The organism is Streptomyces sp. NPDC026515, from assembly GCF_055567595.1.
Map to the genome: position 1 here is coordinate 1 of NZ_JBVHQD010000024.1, position 14499 is coordinate 14499.

The window sequence follows — 14499 nt, forward strand, 5'->3', positions numbered from 1 at the left end:
CATGGTGGTTCTCTCCTCTGTTCCTGGTCAGCCGTGGGGAACGACGGCGACGGGGGCGGTGGCGTGGTGCAGCACGGCGTGCGTGACGTGACCGATGTGGGCGCCGAGGGGATTGCGCCGGATGCGCCGGCCGACGACCACGAGGGACGCCGTCTGTGCCGCGTCGACGAGGAGCACGGCGGCGCTGCCGTAGTTGGACTCCTCCCCGACCTCGACGTCCGGGTACTTCCGCCGCCAGGGGCGCAGCAACTCGGCGAGTGCCTCCTGCTCGCTCAGGCAGAGCGCTTCGTGCAGGGGCGGGTTCACGGGCATCCCGTACGCGAAGTACGGCGGCGGAAACCAGCCGTGCACGACGCGCAGGGAAGTGGCGCGGAGCTGTGCGGCCTCGAATGCGAATTCGATCAGCGTGTCGTCAGGATGATCGGTGTCCAGGCCCAGGACGACGGGCCGGAAGGGTGCCGTGGCGGAGGGGACTCCCGCAGGGTCCGTCTCGTGCTCGTCTACGGCCTGCTCCCCGGCCCTGACCAGGACCGCGGGGCGCCCGGTGTGGGCCACGGCGCTCAGGCTGACCGAGCCGACCAGGAAGCCACCGATGCCGCCCAGGCCGCGTGAGCCGAGAACAAGCAGTTCGGCGTCCTTCGCAGCCTCGGCGAGCACGTCACCCGGCGCGCCCGACAGTTGCTCGACGGTCACCTCGACGCCGGGGTGGCGCCGGCGGAGCTCGTCGGCGGCTTCGCGCGGTATTCGCTCGGTCCAGTGCTGCTGGGTCTCGGCTCCGACCAGCGGCGCCTGCGCCATCGGCTCGGGGACCGGCTCCCAGACATGGACGATCTTCAGGGCCAGGCCGCGCAGCTCCGCCTCGCGGGCCGCCCATTCCGCGGCGGCCCGGCTCTCCGGCGATCCGTCCAAGCCGATCGTGATGGTTCCGGGCATGATCTCTGCCTTCCTGGGCACGGGACGCGATTCCGGCGTCGTCTGCGGGGGTCTCTTCGGCCAGGGGCCACCGGTGCCCGATCAGGTCCGGCCGTCCCCTGTGCGGCACAACGCGGTGGGTTGAGAGCGGCCCACCGCGTCCGGTCGGTCAGCGCAGCCAGCCGTGGTCGCGGACGACCGGCAGTCCGGCCCAGAGCCGGCCGAGGCCCAGGGCGTCGCCGGCGGCCGTCAGGGCCAGGACGATCATGGCCAGGGTGTAGATGACGTGGTAGTCGGCGAAGGGGTTGGTGGACATGCTCAGCGAGCCGTCGGAGAGGTGCTTGGCGGGCGGCCACTCGGCGATCCACATCAGCGCCATCATCACGGTGCCCGCGACGGCGGCGAGCCGCAGTGCGACCCCCGCGACCAGAGCGAGGCCGACGCCGAGCAGGCCGAGCATGAACAGCCAGTCGGCCCAGGTGTCCCCGGCCCAGGAGTGGAAGGTGGACTCCATGGGCCCCGCGGCGACGGAGCCGAGGAAGCCCTTGGTCGGCGAGCCGCCGTCGATCCAGGCCTTGCCGGCGGGGGTGGCGTAGCCGAAGCCGAAGGTCTTGTCGAGGAACGCCCACAGGAAGACGAACCCGGTGAGCAACCGCAGGGAGGCCAGCGCGTACGCCCGCGCGGCGTGCGTACCGGTCGTCGCCGCCGCGGACTCGGAGCCGGCGGCTGCCCGTTGCCGACGGAAGGACGGCGGGTGGAAGCCGAAGCTACGGTGAGGATGCTCGTGCACGGCCATGGTGGTGATCCCTTCGGGAAGCCGGGGGCGAACTGTTCCTTGCCTGACGTCCTTTACTCTCGTGGCCCGCGAACGCCCGCACCCGATGCCGAAGGTCCGCACCCGCTGGGCCGAACGGCCCTGTCCGCAAGGCCTTTTGGACATGCACACGACGTCGGTTCCGTGCCCGGGACGGGCCGGGTGGAGGACGGGATCGCCCGGTGAAGGGCGGCACATGGCCAACGGCTGGTGCGGGCACCCTGGTTGGCACCGGCTCGCGCCGGGACCGCCGCGCCGGCACAGAGGTCCGGACGGCTTGCCTCTGCGGTAGGCCGCCCGGGAGACACGGGAGCTGACCCTCCCGCACCCGGTCACCAGACAAAGCCGTTCTCGAACGGTATGTCCGGCCTCGGTGGTCCCCCACGTCCCTGTCCGGCCTGGCTGCGTGCCGGTGTCAGTGTCTCCTCGCTCGGCACGGCGATCGCCGAATTCGCCCCCTCATCGCGGTGAGCGGGCCGTTTCCGCACGGCAGGAGCGAAGAGACCGGCGTCGAGTCGACGGTCGCCATCCCGGTAGCGCCAGGTGCCGTAGCCGGCCCGGCGCCGTCGTCGAGCAGATCGCAGCCCGCCCCGAGAACTGGCCCCCCTGGTTCGCACCCGCCGACGACGTCCGCTGCGAGGGGCCGCCGCCCTACGGCGTGCGCGCGCTCGCGGAGCAGTGGACGCTGACGCCACTCACCGGCACGACGACCGGACAACAACGCGTAGGTGACTTGGGGACCGGGGACCAGTCGCAGAGTCCGCGCGGTCCGTACTGACCAGTCTCCTCAGGTCTTGTCGGATTCTCGCAGGAGGCCGGGAGGCACCGACTGTGTGAGGGTCTCCGGTCCTCGGCATCGGCTCTGAGCTGGGCGATCTCCTCAGCGTCCGGACAGTGCCCGTGGGCGGCTCCCCCGCTCCGGCACGTCAGCCGGCCACGAAGCCGGGACGGATCAAGGTGCCCGACCTGCCGTGGACGATCTCGTACGCCGCCTCCAGGGCGCCGATGGCGGCGAGCCCCCCGGTCCGTTCGACGAACCGGGACACGGCCTCGGCCTTGGGACCCATCGAGCCCTCCGGGAAGCCACCTCGGCGCAACTCGCCCGGGGTGGCGTCGAGGATTGGATGCTGTTCAGGAGTCCCGTACCCCTCGTACACGCACGGCACGTCGGTGAGGATCAGCAGGAAATCGGCCTTCACGTCCTCGGCGAGCAGGGCTGCGGTGAGGTCCTTGTCGACGACCGCCTCCACGCCGGTCAGCGCCCCGGTGTCCCGGTCAGCGGTGACGGGGACGCCTCCGCCGCCCGCGCAGATCACCAGGTTCCCGCTGTTGAGCAGTTCGTGGACGGTGTCGGTCTCCACGATCCGTTCCGGTACCGGGGACGGAACCACGCGACGCCAGCCGGTGGTGTCCTGCGCGATGTGCCAGCCCCGCTCGCGGGCGAGGGAGCGGGCCACCTCGCGCGGATAGACCTGGCCGACGAACTTGGTGGGGCGTGCGAAAGCCGGATCGTCGGCACTGACCAGGGTGTGGGTGACCAGCGTGGCGACACTGCGGCCCGGCAGGGCGTTGTGCAGCGTGCGGGCCAGCAGGGAGCCGATCATCCCCTGAGTCTGGGCGCCGAGCAGGTGCAGCGGATACGGGACGCTCAGTGCGGGGTCGGCTGCGCTCTCCACGGCGAGCAGGCCGATCTGGGGGCCGTTGCCGTGGGTGATGACCAGTTCGTGCTCGTGGGCGAGGGCGGCCAGCGCGGTGGCGACCCGGTCGATGTTGGCCTGCTGGACGGCCGCGTCGGGGCGTTCACCGCGGTGCAGCAGAGCGTTGCCGCCGAGGGCGACGACGATACGCATGCTTCAGTCCTCCAGGGTGGCGACGAGAACGGCCTTGATGGTGTGCAGCCGGTTCTCCGCCTGGTCGAAGACGATCGACGCCGGGGAGGTGAAGACGTCGTCGGCGACCTCGAGGCCGTCCAGGCCATAGGTGTCGAAGAGGTCCCGGCCAAGGCGGGTGCCGCGGTCGTGCAGGGCCGGCAGGCAGTGCATGAACTTCACGTCCGGGTTGCCGGTGAGGGCGAGGGTCTTGTCGCTGACCTGGTACGGCAGCAGCAGCTCGATGCGCTCCCGCCAGGTGTCGGCGCGCTCGCCCATGGAGACCCACACGTCGGTGTGCAGGAAGTCGGCGCCCCGTACGGCGGTCTCGACGTCCTCGGTGAGCAGGATCCGGGCTCGGCTGTGCTCGGCGAGCTCACGGCACCGGGCGACCAGTTCGCCGTCCGGCCACAGCCGGCGCGGGGCGGCGATGCGGACGTCCATGCCGAGCAGGGCACCCATGGACAGCAGCGAGTTGCCCATGTTGTTGCGGGCGTCGCCCAGGTAGCAGTAGGCGATGTCCTGCAGGGGCTTGCGGCTGTGCTCGCGCATGGTGAGGACGTCGCACAGACTCTGGGTGGGGTGGGCGGTGTCGGTGAGGCCGTTGTAGACGGGGACGCCGGAGCGCTCGGCGAGTTCGGTGACGAGTGCCTGGTCGGAGCCGCGGTACTCGATGGCGTCGAACATGCGGCCGAGCACGCGGGCGGTGTCGGCGATGGACTCCTTGCCGCCGATGTGGGTGTCGCCGGGGCCGAGGTAGGTGGTGCGGGCGCCCTGGTCGGCGGCGGCCACCTCGAAGGCGCAGCGGGTGCGGGTGGAGGTCTTCTCGAAGATCAGCGCGAGGTGCCGGCCGGTGAGCCGGGGCCGCTCGGTGCGGGTGCGCTTCTCGGCCTTGAGATGGGCGGCAAGGGTGAGGAGGTGGTGGATCTCGGGGGCGGTGAAGTCGAGTTCGCTCAGGTAGGAGCGGCCTCGGAGGTCGACGGTCATGGTGGCTTCCCCTTGCTGCGTCAGTTGGCCGGGTCGCGTTCGACGGGGCAGCTCATGCACCGCGGTCCGCCCCGTCCGCGGCCGAGTTCGGCGCCGGCGATGGTGACGATCTCGATGCCCTGCTTGCGGAGGTAGGTGTTGGTGGTGACGTTGCGCTCGTAGCCGACGACGACCCCCGGAGCGACGGCGAGGAAGTTGCTGCCGTCGTCCCACTGCTCGCGCTCGGCGCCCCGGATGTCCTGCGGGGCGGAGAGCATCCGGACCTTGTCCAGGTCCAGGGCCTCGGCGAGCGCGGTCGCCAGGTCGGAGTCGGGGGACACTTCGAAGCCGGTGTCGCGTTCGGCACTCGGGGTGAGCGTCCAGGAGCGCAGCGAGTCGGCGAGTCCCGGGTAGATAGTGAAGGCGTCCCGGTCGACCATGGTCAGCACCGTGTCGAGGTGCATGAAGGCGCGGGTGGCGGGCAGTTGGACGGCGATCAGCCGGTTCGCGGTGCCGTCGGCGAACAGCCGGGCGGCCAGGTTCTCCACGGCCTGGGCGGTGGTGCGCTCGCCCATGCCGACCATGACGGCGCCGTTGCCGAGGACGTGGACGTCACCGCCCTCCAGGGTGCCGACCGCACCGTCCAGGAGCGGTTCGGGGGCGGAGCCCGCGAACATCGGGTGGAAGCGGTAGATGGCCTCGGCGTGCAGGCTCTCCCGGCGGCGGGCGAGCTTGGCCATGGGGTTGACCGACAGACGGCCGTAGATCCAGCACGAGTTGTCGCGCGGGAAGAGGTGGTTGGGCAGCGGGGTGAGCGCGAAGTCGTCCGCGTCGAGCGCGTTCCAGACCAGGCTGTGCGGGGACGCGAGCGGCAGGTCGCCCTTGAGGATCCCGCCGATCAGGTAGCCGGCGAGCGTCTCCCCGTCGAGCTCGGCGCAGAGTTCACGCACGGGGTCGACGAGGGCGGGGCCGACGCCGGCCGGGGTGACGACCCGGTCCAGGAGCCAGTCGCGGGCCTCGGGGGTGTCGAGGGTCTGGGCGAGCAGATCGGCGAAGTAGTGGACGCGGGCGCCGTGGTCGCGCACCACCTGCGCGAAGGCGTCGTGTTCCTCGCGGGCCCGCTTGGCCCACAGGATGTCGTCGAAGAGGAGGGCGTCGACGTTGCGCGGGGTGAGGCGGGCGAGTTCGAGGCCGGGGCGGTGCAGGATCACCTGGCGAAGGCGGCCGACCTCGGAGTCGACGTGAAACGTGTTCATGGCTTTGATTCCTCCGACGTGGGGTGTGGGGCGGGCCCGAACGGGGGCTGTCGGCCCAGGTGACGGCGGTCAGTCCTGGTGGCGGTGGGCGTTCCGCCTACGTGGGCCTCCGACACGGTTGGTGCCCAGTCCGCGGGAGATCCGCTTGGCCGGTGCCGGCGCCGCTGTCTCGGGGGCTCGCTCTTCGCGCGGAGTGCGGGCGGCGGGGATCGCCGCGTTCGCGTCGCCGTAGGCGCCCTGGCTCCGCTTCAGCCAGACGTAGACCGGCAGCCCCAGCAGCAGCACGAACAGGCCGTAGTAGACGGTCTGGTAGCCGCTGCCCTGGATCGACCAGTAGGAGAAGGCCATCGCGGCGGCGGCGACGGTCACGTCCCGGGCCAGTCGACGCGGGCTGAGGCTCTCCCGCCCGCGAACCAGCAGCCAGTACAGCTGGGCGGCCGCGGAGAACAGGTACGGGATCACCGCGGTGAGCACACTCAGCAGCACGATCTTGGTGAAGACGTCCTCGAAACGCGTGTAGCTGAATACCGTGATCAGCGAGGCGAGCACGGTGGAGGCGATGATGCCGAAGGCCGGCACGCCGTTCCGCCCGCGGAGCTTGGCGAAGGCGCCGGGGAAGAGGCCGTCGCGGGCGGCGGCGTACGGCATCTCCGCGCACAGCATGGTCCAGCCGTTCAGCGCGCCGATGCCGGAGACGACCGCGGCGACGGCGACGGCGTTCCCGGCCCAGGTGCCGCCGAAGACGTTGTTGGCGGCGTCGGTGAACGGCGCCGTGGAGGAACCCAGTTCGGCGTGCGAGACGGTGCCGAAGACGGCCAGGGTGCCCAGGATGTAGATGACCGCGCAGACGAGCGTGCCGTAGACGGTGGCACGAGGCACGTTCCGCTCCGGGTCACGCACCCGGCCGGCGACCACCGAGGCGGCCTCCAGCCCGAGGTAGCTGAACAGGGCGATGGCGCCGGCGGCGGAGATCGCGCCCAACGCCGACTGGCCGCTGGCGTTGAAGGCACCGAAGTTGTCCGGATCGATGAAGAACAGCCCGATGCTGGCCATGAAGATCAACGGAATGAACTTCAGCACGGTCGTGATCACCTGGAACGCGCCGATGTTGCGGACCCCGGTGAGGTTGATCGCCGCGGGTATCCAGAGTCCGACCAGCGCGAGGCCCACGGAGATCCACGTCTTGTGGCCGGTGTTCACGAAGACCTCGACGTAGCCGACCCACGCCACGACGATCGCCGCGTTGCCGGCCCATGCGGTGATCCAGTAGGACCAGGCGTTCAGGAAGCCCGCGAACTCGCCGAAGGCCTCCCGGGCGTAGACGTAGGGTCCGCCGCTCGCCGGGACCCGCTTCGACAGGGAACCGAAGGTCGACGCGAGCGTCAGCGCGCCCAGGGTCACGGCGACGAAGGCGACCAGGGAGATCGGCCCGTAGGAGGCGAGGGCCGAGGGCAGGGCGAAGACTCCGGTACCGATGATGCTGCCGATCACGAGTGCGGACGCGGCGGGCAGCCCGAGAGCGGCCCTGGGCGCCGCTCGCTCACCACTGGTCGTGGGTCTGGACATGGCTGTGCTCCTTGTGCAAGTCGCTGGAGACGCGGTGGATGCAGGTCGCTGCGAATGCCGCGGCCACGGAACGATGCTTCTGCGCCATGCCGGATCGGGGCACCGGCCATACGGTCCCGCGCGGTTCCCGAAGGTCCCGGTCCTGAAGGTCCGTGCAGCCCAACCGGCCTTGGACGCGGGTAGCGTGGGCCGCTCTGAGGGGCCGTCAGCACCCGGGGGCTTCGGCGGCCCAGGATCCCGTGACCAGAAGACGATCAGCCGTCGCCCCCGCGCGAGGCCGCAGGACAGGCGCACCACCCCTGGCGGCGCACGTGGCCGCCGTACCGAAATTCCCTCTGAGGTACCGAACAGACCGGTCAGCGGACCGAGCGGCCCATGGCCTGCTCGGCGACACGACCCCACGCCGGCTCCGGAAGTTCACACATCCGCCCGGAGGCAGGCCATGACCGCTTCGCCCACCCCTGCCATGGCGCCCTCGCTGTCCGCCGAACACCGCGAGCGGCTCATGCGCGTCGCCCGCGAGGTGTCCCTCCCGCAGGGGACCCGCCTGTCCGAGGAGGACGGACGCGCCGACCGCTTCTGGATCATCCGCACCGGCAGCATCGAACTCGACCTTCGGGTGCCCGGTCACCGCACGGCCGTGGCCGAGAACCCCGGGCACGGCGAACTGGTCGGCTGGTCCTGGCTCTTCGCCCCGCGCTTCTGGCACCTGGGCGCCGAGACGACCGCGCCCGTGCGGGCCTACGAGTTCGACGGCACGGCCGTCCGGTCCATGTGCCAGGACGACCCGGCGCTGGGCGACGACGTCAGCCAGTGGGTCGGTCAGGTGCTCGCTCACCGTCTGCGCGCGGCCAGGACGCGGCTGGTGGACCTGTACGCCCCGCACGGCGCCGGCAGGCTGTCCGACGCGCCCCGGCACAGGACTGAGGAGTGACCACGCACGGCACGCCGCACATCGTCAGCGCCGGACGGCAACGGCGTCACGGTCCGCCGGGAGCTGCGCGACCGGATGCCGGAGCCGGCCCGCCTCATGCTGACCTCGTTCGACGACGAGGAGGCCCTGCTCGACGCGATCACGGCCGGGGTGTCGGGCTATGCCCCCAAACAGATCGAGGGCTCCGGCCTGGTCTCCGCGGTGGGTACGCCAGGACGGACAGCCGACCGCCGCCGGCGCTTCCCCGCCACGGAGCACGGGCGCCGCGAGAGAGGATCCGCGGGGCCGCACGCGGCAAGCCGCTCCCCGGCGCAGTTCCGCGTCATACCGGTCGCAGAAAGGGCCGACCGGCCCCGCACGCACCCGATCGGCCTCTCGATCCGCCCTTCCACCCGCGCTGAACTGGGAATCGCCGGCAGGACCCGTCGCCGAAAGGGGCTCGCCATGACCAGCACAGCACCGACGAATCCGACCGTGCGCCCGGCGCCGGAGGGGGACGTGCACCGACTGGACGTCGCACACGTCAACGGTGACGCGTACGCGGTGGACGTCCGAGGCCATCGCATCCTGGTCGACCAGCCCACTGACGCGGGCGGGACGGACACCGCGCCTACACCTGTCGAGTTGTTCGCCGCGTCCCTCGCCACCTGCGTCGCCTTCTACGCGGGCCGCTACCTCCAGCGTCACGGACTGTCCCGCGCCGGACTGCGGGTCCGTGCGGAGTTCACCATGGCCGCGGACCGCCCGGCCCGGGTCGCGTCCGTACGTCTGGTCATCGTCCCGCCGCCTGCGCTGTCCGCCGAACGCCATGCGGCGATACTGGCGGTCGCCGCGCACTGCACCGTCCACAACACGCTGCGCGAACCGCCCGTGATCGACATCGGGCTGGAGACATGAGTACGCCGGGCACCCGCTCCGAGGTGGCGGACGGCACCGGCAACAGCCCCGCAGGCCGATGAACGATGTCCCAGGGCGGGAGGGCCCCTTCGGCCCATGACGGGCAGGCGGACGGGCCCACCCCGGAGGGAAGACGCAAGGACCACGGGGCACGGACGAGAAGGTCCTCGTCCCGTAGCCGCGAGGAAGGGAGTGACCGTGAACCTCTGGTACGGGCATGACCCCGGTGGATGGAGCTGGATGGCCATGTCGGTCGGCATGATCCTCTTCTGGGCCGCACTGGCCGCCGTCGGCGTCCTGCTGTTCCGGGCGCTGTCCCGGCCGGCCGGCGGCGGGGCGACCGGGACCGCTCCGCCGACCGGCCCGACGCCCGAGCGAGTCCTCGCCGATCGCTTCGCCCGCGGAGAGATCGACGAGGACGAATACCGGCGCCGCCTGGCAGTCCTGCGCGCCGACGACGGCCCCCGTCTCGGCAAGGGCTGACCACGTCCGGGCGCACCCCGCTCAGGCGGCCCGCCGGGGCGGAACGCCTCATCCTCGGGCCTCCTCGGCTAGGACCTCCCGGTCCTCCGTGAAATCGTGGAGGAGACGGGAGTCGCCTTCCATGAACGCCCGGTCGGCCTGGGAGAGAAGCAGATCAGTGTTCGTACACCCACTCGATAAACGGACCGTGACGGCACCGGCCGAAGACGCCGCGGCCGCTCCGTCCGTGCACAACACGCAACCGTGGAGGTTCAGCTGCCGCCGCGGCGGCAGTACCTTCCGGCTGCGCTCGGATCTGGAACCAGTCATGCCGCATGCCGAGCCGGCCACCCGCGCCTGGGAAGAGCCGCCGAACCCGCGGTGCGCGGTGGAACTTCGCGGCCCGGACCCAGCAGGAGATCGCACAGGCCCGCGAGGACGTGACCGGGGGTACCCGCTTCGGCGAGGTGAAGGGCTACGACGGCGACCCGCTGCGGGCCCCGGCGCTGCCGGAGACACCGCGGGGGCGCGGGCGCGGAGCCGCGGCCGACGACGAGTGATCGCCCGGACCTGTCCCGTCGGAGGAACTCCGTGAACCCTGCCCCGCCCACGTCCCTCGCGAGTTGGCCGACGCCGCTGGAGAAGGCTCCGCGGCTGGCTGCGGCCCTCGGCCTGCGGGAGGACGATCTGTGGATCAAGCGCGACGATCTGATCGGCCTGGGGGCGGGTGGGAACAAGGTCCGCAAACTCGAGTACACGATCGGCGCCGCCCTGGCCGCCGGGGCGGACACCCTGGTCACCGTGGGGGCTCCGCAGTCCAATCACGCGAGGCTGACGGCCGCGGCCGGAGCCCGGCTGGGCCTGGACGTGGTGCTGGTCTTCCCGGGCTGCCCCGGCGGGTCACGGTCGGGGAACCTGGTCCTGGACGCCCTCTTCGGGGCCCGGGTCCACTGGGCGGGTGACGTCGGCCTGACCGTGGCCGCGCAGGAAGTCGTCGAGGCGCTGCGCCGCCGTGGGGCGCGTCCGGAGCTGATCCCGTTCGGTGGGTCCAACGCCGTCGGTGCCCGGGGATACGAGCGGGCCGGCAGGGAACTGCTGGCCCAGCTTCCCTCGCTGGACCTGGCCGTCGTCGCCCTGGGCTCGGGCGGCACCATGGCCGGCCTGGTCGCCGCGCTGGGTGCCGACCGGGTCCTGGGTGTCGACACCGGCGCGATGGACGAACCCGCCGCGGCCGTTGCCGCCATGGCAGGCGAACTCACCGGGGCCGAGGTGCACAAGCGGCTCCGCGTCCGCTCGGACCAGGTCGGCGCCGGGTACGGCCGGCTCACCGAGTCCACCGCCGCCGCCCTGAGCCTCGCCGCCCGCACCGAGGGCATCGCACTCGACCCGGTCTACACCGGGCGGGCCATGGCCGGACTCGTGGCCGCGGTCGAGGACGGCACCGTCGCACCCGGCAGGACGACCGTTTTCTGGCACACCGGCGGGCTGGCCGGACTCTTCGGCCACGCCGAGGCCGTCGACCGCTTCGAGAGCGCGCTGCCGGCGTTCCCGGCGTAGGCGCTGCCGCCGGCCGGCGTGCATCCCGCCGCAGCCCCTCGGACGTCGCCGGTGTGGTGGCTGTCCGAGGGGCTGCCCAGGCGGGTGCGGGGGTCAGGTGCTGGTGCGTCGGCGGGCCGGCGCACGTGACGCGGACTTGGGCTCCCGGACCGGGGTCTGCGTCTGTACGGCGCCGCCGACGTCGGGGTCGAGCACGTCGTCGCCGTACAGGTCGTGGAGCCAGTTGGTCTGGTAGATGGTGTCGAGGTAGCGCTCACCCAGGTCGGGGGCGATGGCCACCGCCGTGAGGTCAGGGCTGCCGTGCCGGGACAGCCAGTCGGTCGCGCCGCTGACGACGGTGCCGGTGGAGCCGCCGAACAGGAAGCCGCTTCTGGCCATGCGGTGACACATCCGGATCGTGTCCGGCTCCTCGACCTTGATCACCTCGTCGACGAGGGACTCGTCGAGCAGGGGGGGCCGCATGCTCATGCCGAGGCCCGGGATCATCCGGCGGCCCGGCTCGCCGCCGAACGCCACCGAGCCGACCGCGTCCACGGCGACGATCCGCACCGGCCGGGACCACTCGCCGAAGTAGCGCGCGCAGCCCATCAGGGTTCCGGTGGTACCGGCCCCGACGAACAGCACGTCCAGATCCGGGAACCGGCGGGCGATCTCCGGAGCCGTCGTACGGTAGTGGGCCAGCCAGTTGCCGGCGTTGGTGTACTGGCTGAGCCAGACGTATCGGTCGTCGGAGGCGCACAGCGAGCGGACGTAGTCGATCCGCTTGCCCAGGAAGCCGCCGTTGCCGTCCTGGTCGGCCACGATGTGCACCTCGCTGCCGAGCGCCTCCATGAGAAGTCTGGTCGACAGGTTGCACCGGGAGTCCGTCACACACAGAAACCGGTAGCCCTTGCTTGCGGCAATCATGCTGAGCGCGACGCCGAGGTTTCCGGAGGAGGACTCCACGAGGACGGAATCCGCTGTCAGGATTCCGTCCCGCTCGGCGCTCTCCACCATCTCGTTGGCTGCCTTCAACTTGATGGAACCGGCGAAGTTGAAGGCCTCGCACTTCAGGTAGAGCGGGTGACCGCAGATCGATGCGAGATCGACGAAGAGGTCGCCCTCGTTGAAGGCATGCGGAGCGGATATGACGGGCACGGCGGGCCTCCTGGTGCCGGGCCGAGGACCGCGGCCTCAGCCGTACCGACGCAGTTCGTGGAAGAAGTCATCGATGAGACACAGGTCTCCCGACCGTGACACCTCGTCGTAGACGTGCTTGCCGACGGCGAGGTCGAGGACGCCGAGTCCGAAGGGTGAGAAGATCACCGTTCGGTCGGCCGGCGGCGCGGCCCGTCCGGCCATGACGTCGCCGAGGGTTCCGTTCAGGAAGTCCCGGTTGCCGCTGAGCTGTTCGGCCAGGTGGGGTGACGTGTCGGCCTTGAGACAGTGCTCGACGTCGTCGACGAAGTTGGCCGAGCCCAGCAGGATCTCCGGGGCGAGGTCGCGCAGGGAGACGTGCAGGACCAGCGGGTTGTGGGAGAACAGGGCCTGGTCGGTCACGTGCGGCCGGCCGGCGATGGTGGCGAAGACCACGAGGTCGCTGGCGCGGATCAGGTCCTCGGCGGTGTCGTGCACGGTGATGCGCGCGGCGCTGCCGGTCTCCCGCAGGTAGCCGCAGAAGCCGGCGGCGCTGTCCGCGGCCAGGTCGTGCACGCCGACCTCGTCGAAGTCCCAGCCGCTGCCGGCCAGGAAGGTGTGGATGTACCGGGCGATCAGGCCGGTGCCGAAGAACCCGACCCGGGTGGGGCGCGTCCGGTTGCGGCTCAGCCAGTCGGCGGCCAGCGCGGCGGAGGCCGCCGTCCTGGTGGCGCTGATGATCGAGCTCTCCAGGCAGGCGAACGGGTAGCCGGTGTCGTGGTCGTTGAGGATGAGCACCGCGGACGCCCGCGGCAGCCCGGCGCTCACGTTCTCCGGGAAACTGGAGATCCACTTCAGGCCGTCCACGTGGACCGAACCGCCGAGGGAGGCCGGCAGCGCGATGATCCGTGAGGTGGGCCGGTCCTGGAAGCGCAGGAAGTACGACGGCGGGTTGACCGAGTCTCCCGCGTCGTGCAGCCGGTAGACGGTCTCGACCAGCTCGACGAGGTGCTTCTCGCGTCCGCTCAGCGCCTGCTGCACCTGCTCGCCGGTGATCACCGCGAAGGTCGGCACGGCGGGCCCGTCGGGTGCCGCGGACCGGGTGGTGGTCGACAGGGTGTCGGTCATCGCTCGCTCGCCTCCAGGGCCGGGCAGTCGTCGGCGGGCCGCAGCGGCTCGCCCAGGCCGACCAGTACCTGGCGCTCCCCGGAGAACGCCTCCCTGCTGTGCGCGGTGCGGATGTTGTCCACGAGCAGCAGGTCACCGGCTTGCCAGGGTTCGCGCCTGGTGTGCGCCTCATAGGTGCTGTTGATGGTCTTGACGACGTCCTCGCCGATCGGGGAGCCGTCGCCGTGGCGGGTGTTGAACGGCAGCCCGTCCGGGCCGTAGACGTCGAGCAGGTACTCGCGGACCTCCGGGTCCAGCGTCCACTCGTTGAGGAAGGCGATCTGGTTGAACCAGCAGCGCCGCCCGGTGACCGGGTGCCGGACGACGGCGGCGCGGCGCTGCTCGGTGCGCAGGGACCCGTCGGGCTGCCAGGTGCACGTGATCGCGTTCGCCCGGCAGTACTGCTCGATCCCGGCGCGGTCGGCGGTGCCGAACGACTCCGCGAGGCTCGCCCCGATCTCGTCGTTGTAGCTGCGGGTCAGGATCCAGCCCTCCTGCTCGAACCGTTCGGTGAGCCCGGAGGGCAGCGCCCGCAGCACCTCCTCGGCGTCGGCCACCGCCGTCGCCCCGCCCTGCTGGGGCGCGGTGAGGCAGGCGAACAGCGCCAGTCCCGGCACCTCCTGCTGGTAACTCAGCTCGTGGTGCATGCACATCGGCTGGTTGTCCGGCCAGGGCGTGGAGGAGTAGACCCCCCGGCCGTGGGCCTCGCGGGGGGCGAAGGCCTCCCGCTCCGTCATGAGGTCGCCGGCCAGCCGCGCGAAGACGGCACCGGCCTGGCCTGCGTCGCGCAGGCCGAGACCGCGCACGACCAGCGCCCCGTGCTCGGTGACCTGCGCGCGTAGCGCCTCGCGGTACTCGGCCGTCCATGTCGCGGCGTCGTCGGGGGGATCGACGCACAGCAGTGCCGGCTTGTCCGGCCGCAGCTCCACATCGAGTGGTGATGCCAGGGAGGAGAACGGCATCTCGGTTTCCTTTCGGTCGACC

14 protein-coding genes and 1 pseudogene are annotated in these 14499 nt (G+C 71.5%); 6 read left to right on the forward strand and 9 right to left on the reverse strand.

All coding sequences use genetic code 11. From position 1 onward, the window contains the following. Positions 1-27 precede the first annotated feature (27 nt). From ACZ4O3_RS36590 to ACZ4O3_RS36615, 6 genes are all read right to left on the reverse strand, one after another. Entirely contained in the window at positions 28-933 is a 906-nt protein-coding gene (locus ACZ4O3_RS36590) for a universal stress protein (RefSeq protein ID WP_467726479.1), read from the reverse strand. Between the two features lie 148 nt (positions 934-1081). Beyond that, positions 1082-1708, reverse strand: a complete 627-nt coding sequence (locus ACZ4O3_RS36595; protein WP_467726481.1) for a hypothetical protein — start codon at positions 1706-1708, stop codon at positions 1082-1084. A 944-nt stretch (positions 1709-2652) separates the two neighbouring features. Next, positions 2653-3576 (reverse strand): carbamate kinase, encoded by a 924-nt coding sequence (locus ACZ4O3_RS36600; protein WP_467726483.1) that lies wholly within the window; start codon positions 3574-3576, stop codon positions 2653-2655. Positions 3577-3579: 3 nt separating this feature from the next. Continuing rightward, positions 3580-4581, reverse strand: a complete 1002-nt coding sequence (gene argF, locus ACZ4O3_RS36605) for an ornithine carbamoyltransferase (protein WP_467726484.1) — start codon at positions 4579-4581, stop codon at positions 3580-3582. Positions 4582-4601: 20 nt separating this feature from the next. After that, positions 4602-5816 (reverse strand): arginine deiminase, encoded by a 1215-nt coding sequence (locus tag ACZ4O3_RS36610; RefSeq protein ID WP_467726486.1) that lies wholly within the window; start codon positions 5814-5816, stop codon positions 4602-4604. A gap of 69 nt (positions 5817-5885) precedes the next feature. Further along, positions 5886-7307: an APC family permease gene (locus ACZ4O3_RS36615; RefSeq protein ID WP_467726586.1), complete on the reverse strand. Its 1422-nt coding sequence runs from the start codon at positions 7305-7307 to the stop codon at positions 5886-5888. 517 nt (positions 7308-7824) lie between these two features. Between ACZ4O3_RS36615 and ACZ4O3_RS36620 the strand changes: the two genes are divergently transcribed. From ACZ4O3_RS36620 to ACZ4O3_RS36645, 6 genes and pseudogenes are all read left to right on the forward strand, one after another. Further along, positions 7825-8316, forward strand: a complete 492-nt coding sequence (locus tag ACZ4O3_RS36620) for a Crp/Fnr family transcriptional regulator (protein ID WP_467726488.1) — start codon at positions 7825-7827, stop codon at positions 8314-8316. A gap of 27 nt (positions 8317-8343) precedes the next feature. Then, positions 8344-8526, forward strand: a pseudogene (locus ACZ4O3_RS36625) (response regulator); the annotation flags it as partial. Between the two features lie 234 nt (positions 8527-8760). Next, the gene (locus ACZ4O3_RS36630) at positions 8761-9213 is read left to right on the forward strand and encodes an OsmC family protein (protein WP_362722031.1); all 453 of its coding nucleotides are present in this window, start codon (positions 8761-8763) and stop codon (positions 9211-9213) included. Between the two features lie 198 nt (positions 9214-9411). Beyond that, complete coding sequence (locus tag ACZ4O3_RS36635) at positions 9412-9696, forward strand: SHOCT domain-containing protein (protein WP_467726490.1); 285 nt, start codon at positions 9412-9414, stop codon at positions 9694-9696. 314 nt (positions 9697-10010) lie between these two features. Further along, the gene (locus tag ACZ4O3_RS36640; protein ID WP_467726592.1) at positions 10011-10235 is read left to right on the forward strand and encodes a hypothetical protein; all 225 of its coding nucleotides are present in this window, start codon (positions 10011-10013) and stop codon (positions 10233-10235) included. Between the two features lie 31 nt (positions 10236-10266). Then, a complete protein-coding gene (locus ACZ4O3_RS36645) occupies positions 10267-11232 on the forward strand; it encodes a D-cysteine desulfhydrase family protein (RefSeq protein WP_467726492.1) in 966 nt (321 codons plus the stop codon). 93 nt (positions 11233-11325) lie between these two features. Here ACZ4O3_RS36645 and sbnA read toward each other — a convergent pair whose 3' ends face one another. The 3 genes from sbnA to ACZ4O3_RS36660 are packed head-to-tail and all read right to left on the reverse strand — an operon-like array spanning position 11326 to position 14477. Further along, positions 11326-12369 (reverse strand): 2,3-diaminopropionate biosynthesis protein SbnA, encoded by a 1044-nt coding sequence (sbnA, locus tag ACZ4O3_RS36650; protein WP_467726493.1) that lies wholly within the window; start codon positions 12367-12369, stop codon positions 11326-11328. Positions 12370-12405: 36 nt separating this feature from the next. After that, positions 12406-13476, reverse strand: a complete 1071-nt coding sequence (gene sbnB / locus ACZ4O3_RS36655) for a 2,3-diaminopropionate biosynthesis protein SbnB (RefSeq protein ID WP_467726494.1) — start codon at positions 13474-13476, stop codon at positions 12406-12408. Then, positions 13473-14477, reverse strand: coding sequence for a TauD/TfdA family dioxygenase (locus ACZ4O3_RS36660; protein ID WP_362725545.1), 1005 nt, complete (start codon positions 14475-14477; stop codon positions 13473-13475). The genes sbnB and ACZ4O3_RS36660 overlap by 4 nt, the downstream gene beginning before the upstream one ends. Between the last annotated feature and the right edge of the window lie 22 nt (positions 14478-14499).

What these genes read in the sequence shown, in the direction of transcription:
- ACZ4O3_RS36590 (WP_467726479.1), bottom strand. Translation starts at nt 933, where the DNA reads ATGCCCGGAACCATCACGATCGGCTTGGACGGATCGCCGGAGAGCCGG.
- ACZ4O3_RS36595 (WP_467726481.1), bottom strand. Translation starts at nt 1,708, where the DNA reads ATGGCCGTGCACGAGCATCCTCACCGTAGCTTCGGCTTCCACCCGCCG.
- ACZ4O3_RS36600 (WP_467726483.1), bottom strand. Translation starts at nt 3,576, where the DNA reads ATGCGTATCGTCGTCGCCCTCGGCGGCAACGCTCTGCTGCACCGCGGT.
- argF (WP_467726484.1), bottom strand. Translation starts at nt 4,581, where the DNA reads ATGACCGTCGACCTCCGAGGCCGCTCCTACCTGAGCGAACTCGACTTC.
- ACZ4O3_RS36610 (WP_467726486.1), bottom strand. Translation starts at nt 5,816, where the DNA reads ATGAACACGTTTCACGTCGACTCCGAGGTCGGCCGCCTTCGCCAGGTG.
- ACZ4O3_RS36620 (WP_467726488.1), top strand. Translation starts at nt 7,825, where the DNA reads ATGACCGCTTCGCCCACCCCTGCCATGGCGCCCTCGCTGTCCGCCGAA.
- ACZ4O3_RS36630 (WP_362722031.1), top strand. Translation starts at nt 8,761, where the DNA reads ATGACCAGCACAGCACCGACGAATCCGACCGTGCGCCCGGCGCCGGAG.
- ACZ4O3_RS36640 (WP_467726592.1), top strand. Translation starts at nt 10,011, where the DNA reads ATGCCGAGCCGGCCACCCGCGCCTGGGAAGAGCCGCCGAACCCGCGGT.
- sbnB (WP_467726494.1), bottom strand. Translation starts at nt 13,476, where the DNA reads ATGACCGACACCCTGTCGACCACCACCCGGTCCGCGGCACCCGACGGG.
- ACZ4O3_RS36660 (WP_362725545.1), bottom strand. Translation starts at nt 14,477, where the DNA reads ATGCCGTTCTCCTCCCTGGCATCACCACTCGATGTGGAGCTGCGGCCG.